Here is a 15,209-nt window from a genome sequence, read left to right as displayed (position 1 = left end):
CGGAGCTGGGAATGGAGGCGATCTGGAAAATCGAGGTGGAAGATTTCCCGGCCTTTATTCTGGTGGACGATAAGGGCAACGACTTCTTCCAGCAGATCCTCAGCCAGCAGTGCGCTAACTGCGCGAAGTAACCTCCCGGCCCGGCCGCCGCGCCGGGCCTTTTTACGCCTTTCGGACGTTGAAATTTTCGCCATTCCGGTAAATAGTGGAGGTTTTCCGCCCAGTGAAAACAAGATGATGCGTACGCTCAATCCGCTAATACTCAACGCCGGCGCGCTGCTGCTGGCCCTGTTTCTGGTTTATACCGGCGTTTACGCCGCCGATAAAGCCACCTGGCTGATGGAAGTTGTCCCGGTGGCCATCGCGGTGCCGCTGCTGCTCGTCACCGCCCGACGCTACCCGCTGACGCCCCTGCTCTATACGCTGATTTTCCTGCACGCCCTTATCCTGATGGTGGGCGGCATGTATACCTACGCCAAAGTCCCCTTAGGCTTTGAGGTGCAGGCGTGGCTGGATCTGAGCCGCAACCCCTATGATAAGCTGGGCCACTTTTTCCAGGGGCTGGTGCCCGCTCTGGCAACGCGCGAAATCCTGCTGCGCGGGCGCTTTGTTCACGGGCGTAGAATGCTGACATTTCTGGTCTGCTGCGTGGCCCTGGCGATCAGCGCCGTCTATGAGCTGATCGAGTGGTGGGCGGCGCTGGCGCTGGGCCAGGGCGCGGAGGATTTCCTCGGCACCCAGGGCGATCCGTGGGACACCCAGTCGGATATGTTCTGCGCCCTGCTCGGCGCGCTGACCGCCACCCTCCTGCTGGCGCGCTGCCACCATCGCCAGCTGCAGCGCTACCGGCTGCTTCCCGCCCGCTGACCCGGCGGCGCGCGGTCGGGATACGCCTGACCGCGGCAGGCCTGGCCAACCTTAAGAACTTAAGGTTGGCTTAATTTTCTTCTGGGAGCATTGGCGTCACTTCGTTACCGGACACGCCGCCATGTTAACGCGCCTTCGCAACAGACTCGCCGTCGGCCAGCTCAGTTGGCTTTTACTGGCTTCATTTTATATTGCCGTTTGCCTGAATATCGCCTTCTACAGGCAGGTGCTGCAGGTTCTGCCGCTGGACTCGCTGCACAACGCGCTGGTCTTTTTCTCTCTGCCGCTCGTCGCCTTCAGCGTAATTAATATCGTCCTGACGCTGGCTTCATTTCTGTGGCTTCACCGGCCGCTGGCCTGCCTGTTTATCCTGGCGGGGGCCGCCGCGCAGTATTTCATCCTCAACTGGGGCATTATTCTTGACCGTACGATGATCGCCAACGTGATGGACACCACCGCGGCGGAGACCTTCGCCCTGATGACGCCGCGTACGGCGCTGGTCATCGGCCTGAGCGGCGTGCTGGCGGCCGCGTTCGTCTGCTGGCTCAAAATGAAGCCCGCGGCCTCACCGCTGCGCGGCGTACTATACCGCGGTGCCAGCGTGCTGGCGTCGGCGGCGCTGATTATGCTGGTGGCCCTCCTTTTCTATAAGGACTACGCCTCGCTGTTTCGCAATAATAAAGCGCTGATCAAGGCTCTCAGCCCGTCGAACAGCATTGCCGCCGGCGCGTCCTGGTATAAACATCAGCGTCAGGCCAGCCTGCCGCTGGCGCGCCTCGGTGAAGACGCCCACCGCCGCCCGCAGTGGCTTGCCGGGCGGCGTAAAAACCTGACTATCCTGATCGTCGGCGAAACCTCCCGGGCGGACAACTTTTCCCTCGGCGGCTACCCGCGCGAAACCAATCCGCGGCTGGCGAAAGACAACGTGATTTACTTCCCCCACACCACCTCCTGCGGCACGGCGACCGCCGTATCGGTGCCCTGGATGTTTTCTGGGATGCCGCGCAGAGGTTACGATGACGCGCTGGCAGGCCATCAGGAGGGGCTGCTGGATATTATTCAGCGCGCGGGCATCAGCGTGCTGTGGAATGATAACGACGGCGGCTGCAAAGGGGCCTGCGACCGGGTGCCGCACCAGAATATGACGGCGCTGAACCTGCCGGGAGAGTGCGTTGACGGCGAATGCTATGACGAGGTGCTGTTTAAAGGTCTGGAGGCGTACATCAATCGCCTGCAGGGGGACGCGACGATTGTGCTGCACACCATCGGCAGCCACGGTCCCACCTACTACAACCGCTACCCGCCGCGCTTTCGGGTCTTTACCCCGACCTGCGACACTAACGAAATCCAGACCTGCTCGCAGGATCAGCTGGTGAACACTTACGATAACACCGTAGTCTACGTCGACTATATTGTTGATAAAGCGATCCAACTGCTGAAAGCGCATCAGGATAGCTTCACCACCAGCCTGGTGTATCTTTCCGATCACGGCGAATCGCTGGGGGAGAACGGCGTATACCTGCACGGGCTGCCGTATGCCCTTGCGCCGGAAGCGCAAAAGCATGTGCCGATGCTGCTCTGGCTCTCTGAGGCGTATCAGCAACGCTACCGGATCGACCAGGACTGCCTGCGCCAGCGGGCAAAGACCCTGGACTATTCCCAGGACAACCTGTTCCCGACCCTACTGGGATTAACCGGCGTGCAAACGCAAAGCTACCGGGCCGCAGATGATATCCTGCAGCCCTGCAGGAGAAGCGCTAATTGAAAATTTTAATTGTGGAAGACGACACGCTGCTGTTACAGGGGCTGCTCCTGGCGGCGCAAACCGAAGGGTACGCCTGCGACGGCGTTGCCACCGCCCGCGCCGCGGAGCAGTGCCTTGAAGCCGGCCACTACAGCCTGCTGGTGCTGGATCTCGGCCTGCCCGACGAAGACGGCCTGCGCTTTCTTGCCCGCATCCGGCAGAAAAAATATACCCTGCCGGTGCTGATCCTCACCGCCCGCGACACCCTGAGCGATAAGATCTCCGGCCTCGACGTGGGCGCGGACGATTATCTGGTGAAACCATTCGCCCTTGAGGAGCTACACGCCCGCATCCGCGCGCTGCTGCGGCGGCATAATAACCAGGGCGAGAGCGAGCTGACGGTCGGCAATCTGCGGATGAATATCGGCCGCCGCCAGGTCTGGCTGAACGACGAAGCGCTGATACTGACGCCGAAGGAGTACGCGCTGCTGTCGCGGCTGATGCTGAAGGCGGACAGCCCGGTACATCGGGAAATTCTCTATAACGATATCTATAGCTGGGACAACGAGCCGTCCACCAACACCCTCGAAGTGCATATTCACAACCTGCGCGACAAGGTCGGCAAATCGCGCATCCGCACGGTCCGGGGCTTTGGCTATATGCTGACGGCGGCAGAGGAAGGCTAATTGAAACTGACACGTTTTCTGCGCAGACCGATGACGCTGCGCCAGCGCCTGATGCTGTCCATCGGGGCCATCGTGCTGGTTTTCCAGCTGATCAGCACCTTCTGGCTGTGGCATGAAAGCACCGAGCAGATCCAGCTGTTTGAGCAGGCGCTGCGCGACAACCGCAATAACGATCGCCACATCATGCACGAAATCCGCGAGGCGGTTGCCAGCCTGATCGGGCCTGCGGTATGTATGGTCGCCCTGACCCTGCTTATCTGCTACCAGGCGGTACGGCGTATTACCCGCCCTCTCAACGATCTGCAAAAAGCGCTGGAGGCGCGCACGGCGGACAACCTGACGCCGGTCGACGTCCGCAGCGCCACCGTCGAGATTGCCTCCGTCGTTTCAGCACTTAATAAGCTGATGGCGCGGCTGACCAACACCCTGGATAACGAACGCCTGTTTACCGCTGACGTCGCCCACGAGCTGCGCACGCCGCTGGCCGGCGTGCGCCTGCATCTTGAGCTGCTGGCAAAGACGCACGCCATTAACGTAACGCCCCTGCTGCTGCGCCTCGATCAGATGATGGACAGCGTCTCGCAGCTGCTGCTGCTCGCCCGCGTAGGTCAGACATTTTCACTGGGGAATTATCAGCACGTGAATCTGTTGCAGGATGTCATTCTGCCCGCCCGGGACGAGCTGAGCGCCATGCTCGCCTCGCGCGGGCAGAGCCTGAGGCTGCCGGTGGGCACCAGCGATATCGCCGTGCAGGGAGACGCCACGCTGCTGCGTATGCTGCTGCGTAACCTGGTGGAAAACGCGCACCGCTACAGCCCCGGCGGGACAACCATCACCATCAGCCTGTATCACGATGAGGGGGCGGTGCTCGCCGTGGAAGACGAAGGACCGGGGATCGATGAAAGCCGGTGCGGGGAGCTAAGCAAGGCGTTTGTGCGGATGGACAGCCGCTACGGCGGCATCGGGCTGGGGCTGAGCATCGTCAGCCGCATCACTCAGTTGCACAACGGCCAGTTTTATCTGCAGAACCGCCGGGAAGCGTCCGGCACCCGCGCCTGGGTGCGGCTGAAAAACGCTTAGGCCGCGATCCGGTCGGTTCGCCCGCGACGAAGACGGGATTCCGGTTACCAGGTGGCGATCCAGACATACAAAAAGCTGCCGACCACCAGCACGCTGAACAGCGCTGTCAGACTCTCATAAACACGACGTTTCATTACGCTCTCCTCCCCGGACAGAGAGGAGAGTGTGCCTGAACGAGATTAAGCAGACCTTAAGGCGCGTTACTCATCAATGCGCGGATGCTGCTGCACCAGGGTTGAGCGTTTTGCCTGCAGATCGGCAATTTCACGATCGATATCTTCGATCTTATGCTCGATGTTGTCATAGTGCTCGCCGAGGATCTCCTTTGCCTCCTGAATATCCGACGCCGCCGGGGTCGCCCCTTTCAGCGGACGGTTCGCCGTCTCCTTCATGGTCATCCCGGTAATGAACCCCACCACCGCGATCGCCATCAGATAGTAGGCGGGCATCATCAGATCTCGCGAGGCTTCCACCAGCCAGGCGGCAAGGGTCGGCGTCAGGCCGGCAATCAGCACCGAGATATTAAACGCCGCCGCCAGCGCGCTGTAGCGGATATGGGTCGGGAACATCGCCGGCAGCGAGGAGGCCATCACGCCGGTAAAGCAGTTGAGGATCACCGCCAGCATCAGCAGACCGGCGAAAATCAAGCCGATCATATTGCTGTTAATCAGAATAAAGGCCGGAATAGCCAGCACAAACAGCGCCAGGCTGCCCATAATCACGAACGGACGGCGGCCAAAGCGGTCGCTCAGCAGCCCCATAACCGGCTGCACAAACAGCATACCGATCATGATGGCGATGATAATCAGCACCCCGTGATCTTCGGAATAGTGCAGGTTATGGGACAGGTAGCTCGGCATATAGGTGAGCAGCATGTAATAGGTGACGTTGGTGGCAATCACCAGGCCGGTACAGGTCAGCAGGCTGCGCCAGTGTTTCGTCGCAATCTCTTTGAAAGAGACCTTTGGACCATCCTGCAGCCCTTCACGATCGCCCTGCTCCAGTTTATCGACGTGCTGCTGGAACGCCGGGGTCTCCTCCAGCGCGTGGCGCAGGTAGAGGCCGATAATACCTAACGGCAGAGCAATAAAGAACGGGATACGCCAGCCCCACTCCAGGAAGTTCGCCTCGCCGACAACGGTAGAGAGCAGTACCACCACGCCCGCGCCCAGCACGAAGCCGGCAATGGAGCCAAAGTCCAGCCAGCTGCCCATAAAGCCGCGCTTGCGGTCCGGAGAGTATTCGGCGACAAAAATCGACGCGCCGGTATACTCACCGCCCACCGAGAAGCCCTGAGCTATCTTACACAGCAGCAGCAGAATCGGTGCCCAGATGCCGATAGAAGCATACGACGGGATAAGCCCGATACAGAACGTGCTTATCGACATAATCACGATAGTGATGGCGAGGATCTTCTGACGGCCATATTTATCGCCGAGCATACCGAAGAACAGGCCGCCAAGCGGTCGAATCAGGAAGGGAACGGAGAAGGTGGCGAGCGCGGCAATCATCTGCACGCTGGGGTCGGCCCCCGGGAAAAAGACCTTACCTAACGCATAGGCAACAAAACCATATACCCCAAAATCAAACCACTCCATCGCGTTGCCCAGCGAGGCGGCGGTAATTGCTTTTCGCAGCTTGCCGTCATCAATGATGGTGACGTCGCGAAGCGTTATCGGTTTTACTTTTTTCCTTTTCAGCATAGCTGTCCTCTTAGACTAAGCCCTGTCTCGCTGCGGCCAGAACGGATTGGCGCAAAGCGCACGAACATCGCCAACGAGCGACGGGAATGTACAGCCAAAATAATTCGAGATACAGGACAAAACGCCGGGCGTTTTGAAAAGCCGCTAAGCCAGCCTCAAGGCCGAAACAGGCGGCGATGCAGTGACAAATTCGTCAGGAACGAATTTGCACAGCCGCAGGCTGCCTCTGGTGAGAGACAGGGATGCCTCTCAATAATCCCTGGCCGCTGACGCCAGCCAGTGACTGGTTAAGCGAGGGCAAGTCGGCTAAGCCGATTTGAACGCCGCTGCCGGCGGCCCTTCAGGGTGCGGTCTCCAGGGCTTAAAGTCAATGCACTTAGCGCTCGAAGTATGACGGGTATACATCCCTTTAACAAGCGTAGCAGGTTTACTTACACTGACCGGTTAAGGTCTGTACAACCGAACCTGTTGACGCCTGGGTTGGGCGGTTAATGACCTCTATTACCCTACCAGTGTTTATATGCGTGATCAACTTCACATATATACCCGGGTTTCATCAATAAAAGTAAATAAGACTTTACTTAATCTATTTTTTGTTCATGACGCCTGCTGCCTGAACACTTTTTTTTCGCTTTAAACAGGCAAATTTAGCTTTATTTAAAATCACTCTCGTTATTATTTTACGAGCAAGAATACTATCGTTTTCCACATTTACGTCACCAACCGTACAGATCCAGGCGGCCTTCCCCATGTTTAGTTTGAATATGTGACAAGCTTAACTAAAACATCGTTTTATTTTGATTGAATCACAATTCCAATAAATGCAAGATAATAACCAATGCGGCACCTCTGGCAATCATAACAGCTCGCACAGCGGCGAAATTAACGTGTAGCAGAGTAAGAGCAAGAGCATTTTCTTCTCTTTTACCTAATGCCATGAAACTAAACACCATTTACTGTCTTACCGTGTCATCCGCCCCGGTAAGACGTGAGGATGTATATGAAAATTAAAGCCACTATTGAACGCATCCCCGGCGGGATGATGTTAATTCCTTTACTGCTTGGGGCAATTTTAAATACCTTCGCCCCCGATACCGGTGCCTATTTCGGCTCCTTTACCAAAGGAATGATTAGCGGCACCGTTCCTATTCTTGCCGTCTGGTTCTTCTGCATTGGTGCCTCTATCGACCTGCGCGCCACCGGCACCGTATTGCGTAAATCCGGCACGCTGGTGATTACCAAGATCGCGGTAGCGTGGGTAGTGGCAATGATTGCCGCATCGTTTATTCCGGATACCGGTATTCAGACCGGATTCTTTGCCGGCCTGTCGGTACTGGCAATTGTCTCGGCAATGGATATGACCAACGGCGGCCTGTACGCCAGCCTGATGAACCAGTATGGCACCAAAGAGGAGTCCGGGGCGTTCGTTCTGATGTCGCTGGAATCCGGCCCGCTGATGACCATGGTGATCCTCGGCTCCGCTGGCCTGGCCTCCTTTGAGCCGCATCACTTTATCGGCGCGGTGCTGCCGTTCCTGATCGGCTTTACGCTGGGCAACCTTGACCACGACCTGCGCGCCTTCTTCAGCAAAGCGACGCCGGTACTGATCCCGTTCTTCGGCTTCGCGCTGGGTAACACTATCAACCTGAGCGTTATCGTCGACACCGGCCTGCTGGGTATCGTGCTGGGCGTAGCGGTTATCATTATTACCGGTATTCCTCTGATCCTCGCTGACCGCCTGATCGGCGGCGGTAACGGCACCGCGGGCGTCGCCGCCTCCTCTGCGGCGGGGGCGGCGGTCGCCAACCCGGTGATTATTGCCCAGATCAACCCGGCCTTTGAACCGGTGGCCGCTTCGGCAACGGCGCTGGTCGCCGCCAGCGTAATCGTCACGGCGATTCTGGTGCCGATTATCACCGCCCTTTACGCCCGCCGCTTCAGCAGACCGGCGGAGCAGGTCTGCGCGGATCGGCAGCCGACGGCATAATCGACTGATGTAAAACGCCGCTGCTCCTCTGTTCACCAAAGGGGCAGCGGCATATTTTTCCCTCTTCCTCACCTGCCCCACTTTTCACACCCCGCGCCGTAGCCCCGACAACGCCAGGGTTTTTGTGTATAATTGCCGCCTTTTTCGGCACTCTGCCGCCGTTTGGGCGCTTTTGCCCCGCTGACTTTCTGAGGAAAATAACATGTCACTCCCCCACTGCCCGCAATGCAATTCCGAATACACTTATGAAGATAACGGCATGTATATCTGCCCGGAATGCGCTCACGAATGGAACGACGCCGAGCCGGCGCAGGAGAGCGATGAGCTGATTGTAAAGGATGCCAACGGCAACCTGCTGGCGGACGGCGACAGCGTCACCGTCATTAAGGATCTGAAGGTAAAGGGCAGCTCTTCAATGCTGAAGATCGGCACTAAGGTGAAAAATATTCGCCTCGTCGAAGGCGATCACAACATTGACTGCAAAATCGACGGTTTTGGCCCGATGAAGCTGAAATCGGAGTTTGTGAAAAAGAGCTAATTTTCGCGACCGGCACCCGCGGCCGCTTTCTGCCGACGGGTGCCATGAACGGCGTCTTTTAATCGGGCGTGGCGTCGACGATCGCCGGCGATTAAGCGCCTAATGCTTCTCTCATCAATTCCTGTCTACACTTAACGGGCTTCTCTTATTCTGAGGTTAAGAACATGCCGTTAAATCCCTATCTCTCTTTCGCCGGCAACTGTGCTGATGCCATCGCCTATTATCAGCAAAATCTGGATGCCGCGCTGCTCTACAAAATCAGCTTTGGTGAGGTGCAGGGGAGCGGTGAGGAGGCGTCTGCGGCACCGTTTCCCGACGACGCCGTGGCCCATGCCAGCCTGCGCATCGCGGGCAGCGAAATTATGATGAGCGACGCCCTGCCCTCGGGCAGCGCCCGCTACTCCGGCTTCACGCTGATCCTCGACGCTCAGGACGCCAGCGAAGGAAAACGCTGGTTTGACAACCTTGCCGCCCAGGGAACAATTGAGATGGCGTGGCAGGAGAGCTTCTGGGCGTACGGCTACGGCAAAGTCATCGACCGCTACGGCGTACCGTGGCTGGTCAGCGCGACCCGGCCGACCGAAGGTTCGCGCTGAAGCCGCCGCGTCGGCGGACGGAGAAAACGGCCTGCCGACACAAAGGCCGCCGTTCACTAAAGCGGCGCACGCCCTGACGGAACGCCAGGCGTGCCCTCTGTTCAGCCACTACAGGCCATAGCGCGCAATAATCTGCCGATGCCGCTGCTCATCCAGGCCAGCCTTAACCGCAACGCCGAGCCTGTGAACCGGATGCGGCCAGTCGCCCGTCAGCCTGGAGAGCATGGCGTCCACTTCCTGAGGCAACATCGACAGCGGGGTGGCGAGGTTAAAATAGACGCCCGGCAGCGGTTTATCGTCCTGTTCGCGGTCGAAGACCTGATAGTCCTCCCCGCTGTTCACCCAGACCTTTCCCCCCGTTCGCGCACGCTATCGGCAAACTGGTTGAACAGCGCTTCGCCGGGATGCACGCCATCAATAAACCATGACGGGGCGTAGCCGCCCTCCGCCAGGATTTCGACGCTGTCGTACAGCCCAATAAAGTATTCGCGCCCGGCCTCATCCTCGGGCGGCGTATTCAGCAGCGCCACGTCGAACACCACCGTATCGTTCAGATGCTGGGGATGCTTATGCCATCCCGGCTGAATCACACTGGCCGTCGCCGGCCCGGTACGCTGCGCCAGGTAGTAAACATCGTCATGGTCTTCCTTAAAGCGCAGCCTGGCCCGCTCTTCAAGCCAGCCGTACAGCGCCTCTGCCGGGACCGGCAGCGGTGCCTCCTGCGCCTTCCCGGCAAGCTCCCGCTCAAGTTCGGCCAGCGCCACGTCGGCCCCGCAGGGTTTACGCAGATGCGGCAGGCAGGTTTTCGCCTGGGCGAGCGCCCGGCGGGCGGTCCAGGTCGCGCCGCGCGCTATCGCCAGTCGAATATGAATAAGCGCCGTATCTATGGCCGCCCGCCAGGCCTGCGCGGCCATATGCCGCTCCAGAATCTGCTGCAGCGAGCCACCCGTCTGCCACGTGTTATACGTCAAATCGTAGTGGCAGAATTTTTCAATAATTCTCACCCAGCGCACAACGCCGCGTAACTGCAGCTGGCTCCAGTGAATCAGGCTGTCGCTGGCCTCTTTTATCTTTCCCATACAGGCAAAAGCCTCTGCCCTGATCATCAGCCGCGTCTGGCGCGTCTGCTCGCAGCAGCCCTGTAACTCTTCCTCCTCGCAGAGGTTCGCCAGCACCGACAACGCCTCATCATAGCGACCCAGAACAATCAGGGCTTCCGCTTCATTTTCCTCCAGGCTGGTGACATCGTTTTCCCCGGCGTCGCGTACCTTCTGAATCTGTCCTCTGATGTAATCCAGCGCCTGCTGGTTTTCACCCTTATGGAGCATGGCGCAAAACTGCTCGTCGGAGAGGCACTGAAAGCCGTAATCAGTGCGGGCGGTTGATCTGCAACGCGATCGTTTATTACAACTCAGCGATCCTGTCGCGATTACAGGAACGGCTGGAAGCAGAAGGTAACAAGGACATTGAGGCTTTAACCCGGATATCGCCGGTGGCCTGGCAACATATCTTGCTGAACGGGCATTATACTTTCCAGAGCAGCAATGAAACTATTGACCTGGATGCACTGGTTGCCGGGCTGAAACTAAGGTAACGGAAATTTCGGTGGTTCCGGCGTAGAACCCCATTTTATGAAAACCGCCACTCCATTCCCGGGAAGAAAGCATGGCCTGGCAAAAGTATAGAGGTATTAGACGCAGCTATTTAGGCTGCATCCAGCACTTTATCAACGATTACGTGATTAAGGGGCTCCGCCTAATACAGATTATTAAACTTTGATGGTCAGTTCAAAGAGGAGCTGTCATCATTAGTTGGTTTTATCCACTTCATATTCAGATATTTTTTCTTCTCATCCGGAATTTTATTTTCAAGAGTAATTTGATCTATATTATTGAATTTTTGTTGCTTTACATCCTTTCCATCAACGTATTTGTTGCTTGAGAAAACAGAAAAGAGGTTGTCACTAACGATATCCCTAACAGGTTTTGAACTGGCGCTTATTCTTGGAATTTCTTTATCACTTGCAGAAAATACATTACCAAACACGATAAAATCAATAACTTTGATAGATTTATTGGGGTCCTTAACGTCCTCGTAATAATTAATCACCCCCTCACTGATGAAATTATTCAAAACATAGGTGTTTTTTAAAAATAAGCTTGTACTATTATCATAAGCTCTTCCGTTAAATGATGTGCCATCAAGATAATTAGCAGAAAAAATCAAATTCTGAGCATTTCTTATTTTTACCTGCCCGTGCGCATCCGACGGCCAACCTGAAAAATAGTTCTGATATATGTCGACATTGTTATATTGTTTTATATAAATAATATGATCTCTTTCTATATCATCTTTTTGTGTCTCCGGATTATATAAATACTGCAAAGTGTTTCCGCAGAAGAAATTCATTGAAAACACTGAATTAATTAGCATGTCAGTAGCATACCAGGCAGATACAAAGTATCCTTCATCATCACTTATACCTAAGCTTTCTTTATTTTTCTTCAGCAAGTTGAGCATTTTTTGTGTCTCAAGCGAAAGATATGCAGAGGCTTTTTCAGCATTACTGAGGGAACCCAGAAAATTACCGATAATTTTTGTCTCATGACATTTGTAAGTATTAATTGCTTTTCCGGGGTATTCCCTCCCCCTCATAAAAATATTCCCTGTTATTTCATAGGATGAATGCCAAACTTCAATCTGAGAATTCAGCTCTCTCTGTTCATTAGGATTAGATACAGTTGGTGTTTTGCTTTTTATAAACGCATTACTTCTTATTCTGATGTTCTTTTTTTTTGCCCCTGAAAATCTAACCACTATATTATCAAATACGATAAAACGTATTCTGACAAAATCAACTGAAATATTCTGCGATATTTCACCGATTGAAACAGCCTTAGCATTATTAGAATAAAAAACAACCGGTTTATTTTCACGTACACAACGGCTTAAATCAGCTGTCAGAAAAGTATGGCTGGGGATAACTATATCACCATCAAAACGATATCTTCCAGGGGGCACTGTTAACTCAATATTCTCATTGCCAGGTACTGAAATAATCTCTAAACAATCATTGAGTTTCCTGGTGCAATCTTGACCAGTGTCTGGAAATATACCGAAATTTTCGATACTTTTTTTTAAGAACTTCATTTTTAACTCTCCTTAACTCATCATTATTTGATTTGTAATTATATCAAATGATAGAACGATTAAAGAATTACCATGCTCATCGATTTTTTTGTCGATCGTTAAATTAAATAGTTCACTAAAGTTGATATCTATTCCATTATCATACATTAACTCCATAAATGCCTCGCTATACATACAGAGTGCTTTATACATGGAGAATAATAAAGGATGGGGGTTCATTTTTCCTGATAATACCTGAGCACTATAAGCTGGATTCGACAGTACATTAGTCCCAGGGTATTTTATATCATCGAGGGCAGATCCGAGAAGAGTGTTCAAGTTTCTAAACGTGTCCTGGGTAATAAATTTCCTCTGAAAAACTATCATCGCCGCTTCAATTGGGTTGCCAATTCCTAAGTAGGTGGCTATTTCATCATAAGAAATATTTTTATTAACCTTTGCCTCTAATACAGCTTTAGTGAAATCGGAGAAGGATTTTTCCTCGTACGTCGGTGTGAAGTTATTTTCCGCCATAACACGACAGTTTAAAGTGACGCGAGGAGTGTTATTTTCAAATGTTAGGGTGTTTTGAACATACCCACTTAAAAAATTTCCATTCACGGCACCAAAAATCTCTACTAACAAATCTGATATAGCAATGTCATACAACATAAAATACTGTATCAAATGCATGGTAAAATCACTTCTTAGCCGTAAATTTTCGAGGTTGCGCTTTTTGACTGTTTTAAGAAAATGAATTTCAGTGAGATCATTACTAATATTTAGCACAGCAGTTAGTTTATTATATATATCCTGAGACATTTCCTTACGGCTCATACACATCATTACCGTATCCAGGGCACTATAACCAACTGCCGCTCCAAGTTGATCCCATGTAAGTCCCTTGTTTATCTTTGACCACTTTATATAGTTGAAATAAATATCATTATTATCCATTTGTATATCCTCAAAGAGTTTTAGATTTAAATAACACGTCTGCAATTTTACATATACAGTAATATCAGTTTAGCCGGGTTTTAAAAAAAGGATGTGACCTGCCCCCAAGATTAGATACAACCTTCAGTTAGTAATGTCGGTTGTTTGTCCCTGCCCCCGAACATGGCCCAGCTTGAAGATATCCAGTTGCCCGATACAGGTATCGAGCAGACTGAACATATTTCGCTCTCCCAATACACTACTGCCATACAGCTTCTCGCTGATAATTTTTGAGAGACTGTCCATCGCCTCCCGGTCAAGAAGCGTATTTTCGAAACAGTTCACAAGAATAGAGATGTCGGGCAGGTGTATACCGTAATTTTCGTAGGTTTTGAGGCGGAAAGCATATGCAGGGAACCGCGAATAAACTCGCGAACATCGGGAAGTATGGGTTTCACAACTCCCATGACACGGCCGGTTGACGCAAGTATGGAAAGCTCAGTCATCACCCCGGTGGCACCTTTGGAGTCGAGAATAATTGCCCCGTAGCGGTTAAACGCTGGATGCTGAAGAATATTCCTTAAACGGATATGACCGTCTGCCGCGTGCAGCATAGCTGTCGGCAGAAGTTCGTCTGGATCGTTTGAGTAAATAAGGTCCAGATTATCTATTGAGGTCTGAGAAATAGCCTGAATTGGGTCGGGGAGCGTCTGCATGAGAAGCTCATACAATCCAAACGGCGCTTCTTTATTAAGAGCGAAAATGCTGCTGGCCGTCGGCTGAGTCCAGTCTGCATCAATAAGAAGTAACTTCACACCAGCATCGGCAAGAAAACCAGCGAGGTAGGCAGCGAAAGTCGATTTACCTTCACCGCCTTTTGGGGAAATAACGGGTAAAATTTCCATAATTTTTACGTTCGCTCATGTAACGTACAAACACTCTTTNAGGATGTCTCTCATTAATCCCCGGAAGCTTACTGGAGTAAGTGACTGGGGTGAGCGACAAATCTGCCCGGAGCAGATTTGAACGCCGCGCAGCGGCGGCCCGTCAGGGCGAGTCTCATTGGATGAGACGAGTAACCCGAAGCCAACGCACATGCAATCTGAAGTATGACGGTTATACATCCGATTAACACCTGCGAAGGAATTGAATATCCTCGTCTTAGCAACCCGCAGCTGGCGAGACGCGGCATGGAAGAGTATCAGTTAACCGATGAATGTCCTTTTCATATGCAGTCGTAATCAATGGCGAAGCCCTACGGCGGAACAGCTGTTCCGCCGTTATTCGTCCCTCGCGGTGCGTTCCGCAGGCACCAGCCGGAATGCGAAGAAAAAGGTGACGCCGGATCTGCTGCACTGGGCCGACGTTATCTGCGTGATGGAGCAGAAACATAAGGACCGGCTAATGGCCGGGTATCGCCGTATTATTGAAAACAAGCCACTGCACGTGCTCCATATCTCCGACAACTACCGTTACGGCGATCCCGCGCTAATCGCGCTGCTGGAGGAGCTGGTGCCGTCAGCGCTGGGAATCGGGTGAGATTGCGCAACGGTCTTGCGACGGCGCGTCCGGCCACCCTGCGCTTCGTCGCGCCACCGATGCGGAATCTCTCCCCTGACTTGCCGCTTCACACCCTTCGTCACGTCAAAATTGACGACAGCCTGTTTTTCGTCAGGGTTTTGTCCAAAAAAGCGCCGTAATATCAGGGCAAAGCCCCTAATTAAAATGTGGCATAAAAGATGCATACTCAGTGCGACAGCGCGTATGCGCGATTTGATTAACTGGAGCAAGACCGATGAAAAAAGTCGTCACGGTTTGCCCGTATTGCGCCTCAGGTTGCAAGATAAACCTGGTGGTCGATAACGGCAAAATCGTCCGGGCAGAGGCGGCGCAGGGGAAAACCAACCAGGGAACCCTGTGCCTGAAGGGCTACTACGGCTGGG

The 15,209-nt window shown here is 53.5% G+C and carries 16 protein-coding genes and 2 pseudogenes; 11 read left to right on the top strand and 7 right to left on the bottom strand.

Annotation, left to right across the window (positions count from 1 at the left end):
- The 5 genes from GJV78_RS21350 to pmrB all read left to right on the top strand — a co-directional run.
- Positions 1–131: fumarate hydratase C-terminal domain-containing protein (locus GJV78_RS21350; protein ID WP_155110128.1), on the top strand; the 131-nt coding region annotated here is incomplete at its 5' end.
- A 103-nt stretch (positions 132–234) separates the two neighbouring features.
- Positions 235–867 (top strand): DUF2238 domain-containing protein, encoded by a 633-nt coding sequence (locus GJV78_RS21345; RefSeq protein ID WP_155110127.1) that lies wholly within the window; start codon positions 235–237, stop codon positions 865–867.
- Positions 868–988: 121 nt separating this feature from the next.
- Positions 989–2,632 (top strand): phosphoethanolamine transferase EptA, encoded by a 1,644-nt coding sequence (gene eptA, locus GJV78_RS21340; RefSeq protein ID WP_155110126.1) that lies wholly within the window; start codon positions 989–991, stop codon positions 2,630–2,632.
- Positions 2,629–3,297, top strand: coding sequence for a two-component system response regulator PmrA (gene pmrA, locus GJV78_RS21335; RefSeq protein WP_155110125.1), 669 nt, complete (start codon positions 2,629–2,631; stop codon positions 3,295–3,297). Before eptA ends, pmrA begins: the two co-directional genes overlap by 4 nt.
- The gene (gene pmrB, locus GJV78_RS21330) at positions 3,298–4,377 is read left to right on the top strand and encodes a two-component system sensor histidine kinase PmrB (RefSeq protein ID WP_155110124.1); all 1,080 of its coding nucleotides are present in this window, start codon (positions 3,298–3,300) and stop codon (positions 4,375–4,377) included.
- 44 nt (positions 4,378–4,421) lie between these two features.
- On the opposite strand, the gene pmrR is transcribed toward pmrB, so the two are convergent.
- Together pmrR and proP are read right to left on the bottom strand one after the other, a co-directional pair.
- The gene (pmrR, locus tag GJV78_RS21325; protein ID WP_155110123.1) at positions 4,422–4,511 is read right to left on the bottom strand and encodes an LpxT activity modulator PmrR; all 90 of its coding nucleotides are present in this window, start codon (positions 4,509–4,511) and stop codon (positions 4,422–4,424) included.
- Positions 4,512–4,577: 66 nt separating this feature from the next.
- A complete protein-coding gene (gene proP / locus GJV78_RS21320) occupies positions 4,578–6,080 on the bottom strand; it encodes a glycine betaine/L-proline transporter ProP (RefSeq protein WP_155110122.1) in 1,503 nt (500 codons plus the stop codon).
- Between the two features lie 1,000 nt (positions 6,081–7,080).
- On the opposite strand from proP, the gene kdgT reads away from it, so the two are divergent.
- The 3 genes from kdgT to yjdN all read left to right on the top strand — a co-directional run bounded on the left by kdgT (position 7,081) and on the right by yjdN (position 9,201).
- The gene (gene kdgT / locus GJV78_RS21315; protein ID WP_155110121.1) at positions 7,081–8,067 is read left to right on the top strand and encodes a 2-keto-3-deoxygluconate transporter; all 987 of its coding nucleotides are present in this window, start codon (positions 7,081–7,083) and stop codon (positions 8,065–8,067) included.
- Between the two features lie 202 nt (positions 8,068–8,269).
- Positions 8,270–8,605: a zinc ribbon domain-containing protein YjdM gene (locus GJV78_RS21310; RefSeq protein WP_155110120.1), complete on the top strand. Its 336-nt coding sequence runs from the start codon at positions 8,270–8,272 to the stop codon at positions 8,603–8,605.
- A gap of 164 nt (positions 8,606–8,769) precedes the next feature.
- Positions 8,770–9,201, top strand: coding sequence for a VOC family metalloprotein YjdN (gene yjdN / locus GJV78_RS21305; protein WP_155110119.1), 432 nt, complete (start codon positions 8,770–8,772; stop codon positions 9,199–9,201).
- A 108-nt stretch (positions 9,202–9,309) separates the two neighbouring features.
- On the opposite strand, the gene GJV78_RS23810 is transcribed toward yjdN, so the two are convergent.
- Complete coding sequence (locus GJV78_RS23810; RefSeq protein ID WP_230979206.1) at positions 9,310–9,543, bottom strand: hypothetical protein; 234 nt, start codon at positions 9,541–9,543, stop codon at positions 9,310–9,312.
- Positions 9,540–10,529, bottom strand: coding sequence for a hypothetical protein (locus GJV78_RS21300; RefSeq protein WP_230979205.1), 990 nt, complete (start codon positions 10,527–10,529; stop codon positions 9,540–9,542). Before GJV78_RS21300 ends, GJV78_RS23810 begins: the two co-directional genes overlap by 4 nt.
- A gap of 20 nt (positions 10,530–10,549) precedes the next feature.
- Here GJV78_RS21300 and GJV78_RS21295 point away from each other — a divergent pair.
- Positions 10,550–10,795, top strand: a pseudogene (locus GJV78_RS21295) (Tn3 family transposase); the annotation flags it as partial.
- A gap of 188 nt (positions 10,796–10,983) precedes the next feature.
- Here the strand turns inward: GJV78_RS21295 and GJV78_RS21290 are convergent.
- From GJV78_RS21290 to GJV78_RS21280, 3 genes and pseudogenes are all read right to left on the bottom strand, one after another.
- Positions 10,984–12,351, bottom strand: coding sequence for a hypothetical protein (locus GJV78_RS21290; RefSeq protein ID WP_155110118.1), 1,368 nt, complete (start codon positions 12,349–12,351; stop codon positions 10,984–10,986).
- Between the two features lie 12 nt (positions 12,352–12,363).
- Complete coding sequence (locus GJV78_RS21285; protein WP_155110117.1) at positions 12,364–13,287, bottom strand: hypothetical protein; 924 nt, start codon at positions 13,285–13,287, stop codon at positions 12,364–12,366.
- A 150-nt stretch (positions 13,288–13,437) separates the two neighbouring features.
- Positions 13,438–14,171, bottom strand: a pseudogene (locus GJV78_RS21280) (ParA family protein); the annotation flags it as partial.
- A gap of 307 nt (positions 14,172–14,478) precedes the next feature.
- On the opposite strand from GJV78_RS21280, the gene GJV78_RS21275 reads away from it, so the two are divergent.
- Together GJV78_RS21275 and GJV78_RS21270 are read left to right on the top strand one after the other, a co-directional pair.
- Positions 14,479–14,805, top strand: a complete 327-nt coding sequence (locus GJV78_RS21275; RefSeq protein ID WP_155110116.1) for a low molecular weight protein tyrosine phosphatase family protein — start codon at positions 14,479–14,481, stop codon at positions 14,803–14,805.
- A 256-nt stretch (positions 14,806–15,061) separates the two neighbouring features.
- Positions 15,062–15,209, top strand: a 148-nt coding sequence (locus tag GJV78_RS21270; protein WP_049047875.1) for a spermidine/putrescine ABC transporter substrate-binding protein, incomplete at its 3' end; no start/stop codon positions are given.

It is taken from the genome of Intestinirhabdus alba (genome assembly GCF_009711095.1).
GTDB classification, from domain to species: domain Bacteria; phylum Pseudomonadota; class Gammaproteobacteria; order Enterobacterales; family Enterobacteriaceae; genus Intestinirhabdus; species Intestinirhabdus alba.
The sequence above is the reverse complement of the archived record's forward strand: the minus strand, read 5'-3'. Positions and strand labels throughout refer to the sequence as shown.

Coding starts and splice junctions, on each gene's coding strand:
- GJV78_RS21345 (WP_155110127.1), top strand. CDS start 235: ATGATGCGTACGCTCAATCCGCTAATACTCAACGCCGGCGCGCTGCTG.
- GJV78_RS21300 (WP_230979205.1), bottom strand. CDS start 10,529: ATGCTCCATAAGGGTGAAAACCAGCAGGCGCTGGATTACATCAGAGGA.
- GJV78_RS21285 (WP_155110117.1), bottom strand. CDS start 13,287: ATGGATAATAATGATATTTATTTCAACTATATAAAGTGGTCAAAGATA.
- GJV78_RS21275 (WP_155110116.1), top strand. CDS start 14,479: ATGAATGTCCTTTTCATATGCAGTCGTAATCAATGGCGAAGCCCTACG.
- GJV78_RS21310 (WP_155110120.1), top strand. CDS start 8,270: ATGTCACTCCCCCACTGCCCGCAATGCAATTCCGAATACACTTATGAA.
- GJV78_RS21290 (WP_155110118.1), bottom strand. CDS start 12,351: ATGAAGTTCTTAAAAAAAAGTATCGAAAATTTCGGTATATTTCCAGAC.
- pmrR (WP_155110123.1), bottom strand. CDS start 4,511: ATGAAACGTCGTGTTTATGAGAGTCTGACAGCGCTGTTCAGCGTGCTG.
- proP (WP_155110122.1), bottom strand. CDS start 6,080: ATGCTGAAAAGGAAAAAAGTAAAACCGATAACGCTTCGCGACGTCACC.
- yjdN (WP_155110119.1), top strand. CDS start 8,770: ATGCCGTTAAATCCCTATCTCTCTTTCGCCGGCAACTGTGCTGATGCC.
- eptA (WP_155110126.1), top strand. CDS start 989: ATGTTAACGCGCCTTCGCAACAGACTCGCCGTCGGCCAGCTCAGTTGG.
- kdgT (WP_155110121.1), top strand. CDS start 7,081: ATGAAAATTAAAGCCACTATTGAACGCATCCCCGGCGGGATGATGTTA.